The sequence below is a fragment of the Pseudoxanthobacter sp. genome (genome assembly GCF_036822375.1).
Classification (GTDB): Bacteria; Pseudomonadota; Alphaproteobacteria; order Rhizobiales; family Segnochrobactraceae; genus Pseudoxanthobacter.
Map to the genome: position 1 here is coordinate 1 of NZ_DAISHT010000309.1, position 3,069 is coordinate 3,069.

The following is a 3,069-nucleotide window of genomic DNA, read 5'->3' on the forward strand; positions in this document are numbered from 1 at the left end:
GATAGGTCAGGCGCACGGTCTGCGCCTTGATCGTGATGCCGCGCTCGCGCTCGATATCCATCGAGTCGAGCACCTGTTCCTTCATCTCGCGCTCGCTCAGCGCACCGGTGCGCTGGATCAGCCGATCGGCAAGCGTCGACTTGCCATGATCGATATGCGCGATGATCGAAAAGTTGCGAATGAGCGGGCGCGGTTCTGTCGTCATGGCCGCGGAGATAGCATTGCCCCGGCGGGCCGCCAAGCGGGGAAAAGCGGCGCAGGCCCCGGTTTCAGCCGATTTTGCCGGGCGGTGGCCGAAGTTCCGCAGGGTGGCCGCGCTCAGCCGCCGTTCGGCCCCGGTGCCAGCAGCGGATCGGCCCGTTCCAGAATGCCCAGCGCCTTCGCACGGGCGGTCAGGCGGCGGGCAAGCTCCAGCTTCAGCGGCGCATCCGCCACCCCGCCGCGGGCGGCGACAAGGGCGCTGTCGCGGCTCACCTGCGGCCCGTCGGCCGGGTTCAGCGCCACCAGCCGGCCGGCGGCGATGTCGTCTTCCACCCACGTCTGCGGCATGTAGCCGACCGCCGCGCCGGCGCGGATCAGCGCCAGTCCCGGCCCGCCCGGCATGCGCGAGGCAGCCCGCGCGCGCAGTCGCAGCACCGCCACCGCATCGGGAATCACCTGCCACCAGCCGAGCATCAGATAATGGGGCACCACCGCGAACACATCGTCGAGCCCGGCATCCGGCGGCAGCCGCGCGGCCACCCCGGCGCTGGCCGTCATCACGATCTTCTCGCGGAAGATCGCCAGCGGAAAAAGTTCGTCGAGCAGCGGATCGAGGTTCGGCCACCCCATGATGGCAAGGTCGACGCCCCTGTCATGAACCCGTTCGGCAACGTCGCCATGATTGCCCTCGTGCAGCACCACCTCCACCAGCGGATGCGCACCGAGAAACGACACCATGACCGGCGACACCACCGGGGCCACCAGCGAGCGCAGCGTGGCGATGGCGATGCGGCCGCGCTCGGCGGCACGAATCGCATCGCACCCCTCCAGCATGGTGGTCAGCACCCGGCGGGCATAGGGCAGAAAGGTCGCGCCGCGCTCGGTGAGGCGCACCTTGCGGCCGCGCTCGAAAAGCGGCCCGCCGAGCGCCTCTTCCAGCGCGCGGATGCGCATGGAAACGGTCGCCTGCGTCACCGCCAGCCGGGCCGCCGCCTTGGTGAAGGAGCCGTCGCGCACGATACGGTCGAAGGTGCGCAGCTGATCGATATCCATCGGGAAAGCTGATGGTTGAGTTTGGACAATTCAATCTGTGGCATGATAACATCACACCAATCAATCCATAACCAGAAGGCGATCCATGAGCATCATCGTCCGTCCGGCCGTCTATGCCGACCTTCCGGCGATTCTGGCGATCTATAACGACGCGGTTGCCAACACCACGGCGATCTGGAACGAAACCCCGTCCGACCTGGCCGGCCGCACGGCCTGGTTCGAGGAACGCATTGCCGCCGGCTTCCCGGTGCTGGTGGCCGACGAGGACGGCATGGCGCTGGGCTATGCCACCTACGGCCCGTTCCGCCCCCATGAGGGCTACCGGCACACCGCCGAGCTTTCCATCTATGTGCGTGCGGACCTGCGCGGACGCGGCGTCGGCAAGGCCCTGCTCGGCCGCCTCGTGGACGAGGCCGCTGCGCGCGGCGTGCACGTTCTGGTCGGCGGCATCGAGGCCGCCAACGAAAGCTCCATCCGCCTCCATGCCGCCTTCGGCTTCCAGAACTGCGGCGTGCTTCCGCAGGTCGGCACCAAGTTCGGCCGCTGGCTCGACCTGCTGTTCATGGTGAAGGTGCTGGACGGCAACGCCCCGCCGGCGCCGAAGGGCTGACCGGCCCGGCCTCTGCCTCTGCCTTCGCCGGCCGCCATTGCAAATGAGTTGCAGTGGTGTTAGGCAGATCGCGTGGCCTGCGGCGGCTTTTCCGTCGCGGGCCGCTTTATGTCCTTCCACGGCGGCCCGGCTGCCGTGTGCGTAAGCGTTAACGTCAGTCAACGCACCCCAACCGATCCCGATCCCGGGTTTCGGCCGGTGGTGCTTTGCGCGCGTCAGCGCCCGTCAGGCCCTCCGGTCCGAGCCGTTCTTCAGACGGGATTCCTCAACCGGAGCCGACATGTCCGTTCCTTCCCCTGCCGATGCCGGCGCTGCGCTGCGCCATGCGACGACGCGCACACGGTTCGCTCTGCGCTTCCGCCATATCGAGGTGGTGCGCGTCGATCGTCTCAGCCCGCATCTGATCCGCGTCGCCTTTGCCGGCGGCGACCTTGGCGATTTCCAGAGCGCCGGCTTTGACGACCATGTGAAGCTGTTCTTCCCGGCCCCCGGCGAAAGCCGGCCGGTTCTGCCGGCCATCGGCCCGGACGGCGGCCCGGCCACGGGCACCGGCGCGCTGATTGCGCGCGACTACACCCCCCGCCGGTTCAGCGCCGCCCGCGGCGAGCTTGAAATCGAGTTTGCCGTGCACGAGGCCGGTCCGGCCACCGCATGGGCCCTGCAGGCTGCCCCCGGCCAGATCATCGGCCTTGGCGGACCGCGCGGTTCCATGGTGCCTGCCGACGATTTCGACTGGTACCTGCTGGCCGGCGACGATGCCGCACTGCCGGCCATCGCCCGCCGGCTGGAAAGCCTGCCGGCCGGCGCGCGCACCTTCGTCTTTGCCGAAACGGGCGGACCGGAGGATGAACTGCCGCTGGCCGCGCCGCAGGGCACGACGATCCGCTGGCTGCACCGCGGCAGCACGGAGCCCGGCCTCTCAACGGTGCTGGATGCGGCGCTGGCCGCCTTTGTGCCGCCGCCGGGCGACGGCCATGTGTGGATCGCGGCCGAAAGCGGCGTCGCCCGCCGCCTGCGCACGCTGATGCTGACGCACCACAACCACCCGAAGGCATGGCTTAAGGCGGCTGCTTACTGGCGGCGCGGCGCCGCCGGCGTCCACGACAAGATCGAGGACTGAGGCCGGACCGCGCTGAGGCGCAGCGCGCAGACGAAAAAGGCCGCCGGGTTGCCCCGGCGGCCCAAAGGATCGCAAGCAGGCCGAA

The 3,069-nt window shown here is 69.2% G+C and carries 4 protein-coding genes; 2 read left to right on the forward strand and 2 right to left on the reverse strand.

Translation table 11 applies throughout. From position 1 onward, the window contains the following. On the reverse strand, positions 1–205 hold a 205-nt coding region (locus V7067_RS16925), incomplete at its 3' end, for a GTP-binding protein (protein WP_334176585.1). A gap of 113 nt (positions 206–318) precedes the next feature. Beyond that, complete coding sequence (locus V7067_RS16930) at positions 319–1,254, reverse strand: LysR family transcriptional regulator (RefSeq protein ID WP_334177063.1); 936 nt, start codon at positions 1,252–1,254, stop codon at positions 319–321. Between the two features lie 85 nt (positions 1,255–1,339). Between V7067_RS16930 and V7067_RS16935 the strand changes: the two genes are divergently transcribed. Together V7067_RS16935 and V7067_RS16940 are read left to right on the forward strand one after the other, a co-directional pair. Continuing rightward, the gene (locus V7067_RS16935) at positions 1,340–1,864 is read left to right on the forward strand and encodes an N-acetyltransferase family protein (RefSeq protein ID WP_334177064.1); all 525 of its coding nucleotides are present in this window, start codon (positions 1,340–1,342) and stop codon (positions 1,862–1,864) included. Between the two features lie 280 nt (positions 1,865–2,144). Then, entirely contained in the window at positions 2,145–2,984 is an 840-nt protein-coding gene (locus V7067_RS16940; RefSeq protein WP_334177065.1) for a siderophore-interacting protein, read from the forward strand. Positions 2,985–3,069 lie beyond the last annotated feature (85 nt).

Excerpts from the sequence above, each read along its gene's own strand:
- V7067_RS16940 (WP_334177065.1), top strand. The coding sequence starts at position 2,145 with ATGTCCGTTCCTTCCCCTGCCGATGCCGGCGCTGCGCTGCGCCATGCG.
- V7067_RS16935 (WP_334177064.1), top strand. The coding sequence starts at position 1,340 with ATGAGCATCATCGTCCGTCCGGCCGTCTATGCCGACCTTCCGGCGATT.
- V7067_RS16930 (WP_334177063.1), bottom strand. The coding sequence starts at position 1,254 with ATGGATATCGATCAGCTGCGCACCTTCGACCGTATCGTGCGCGACGGC.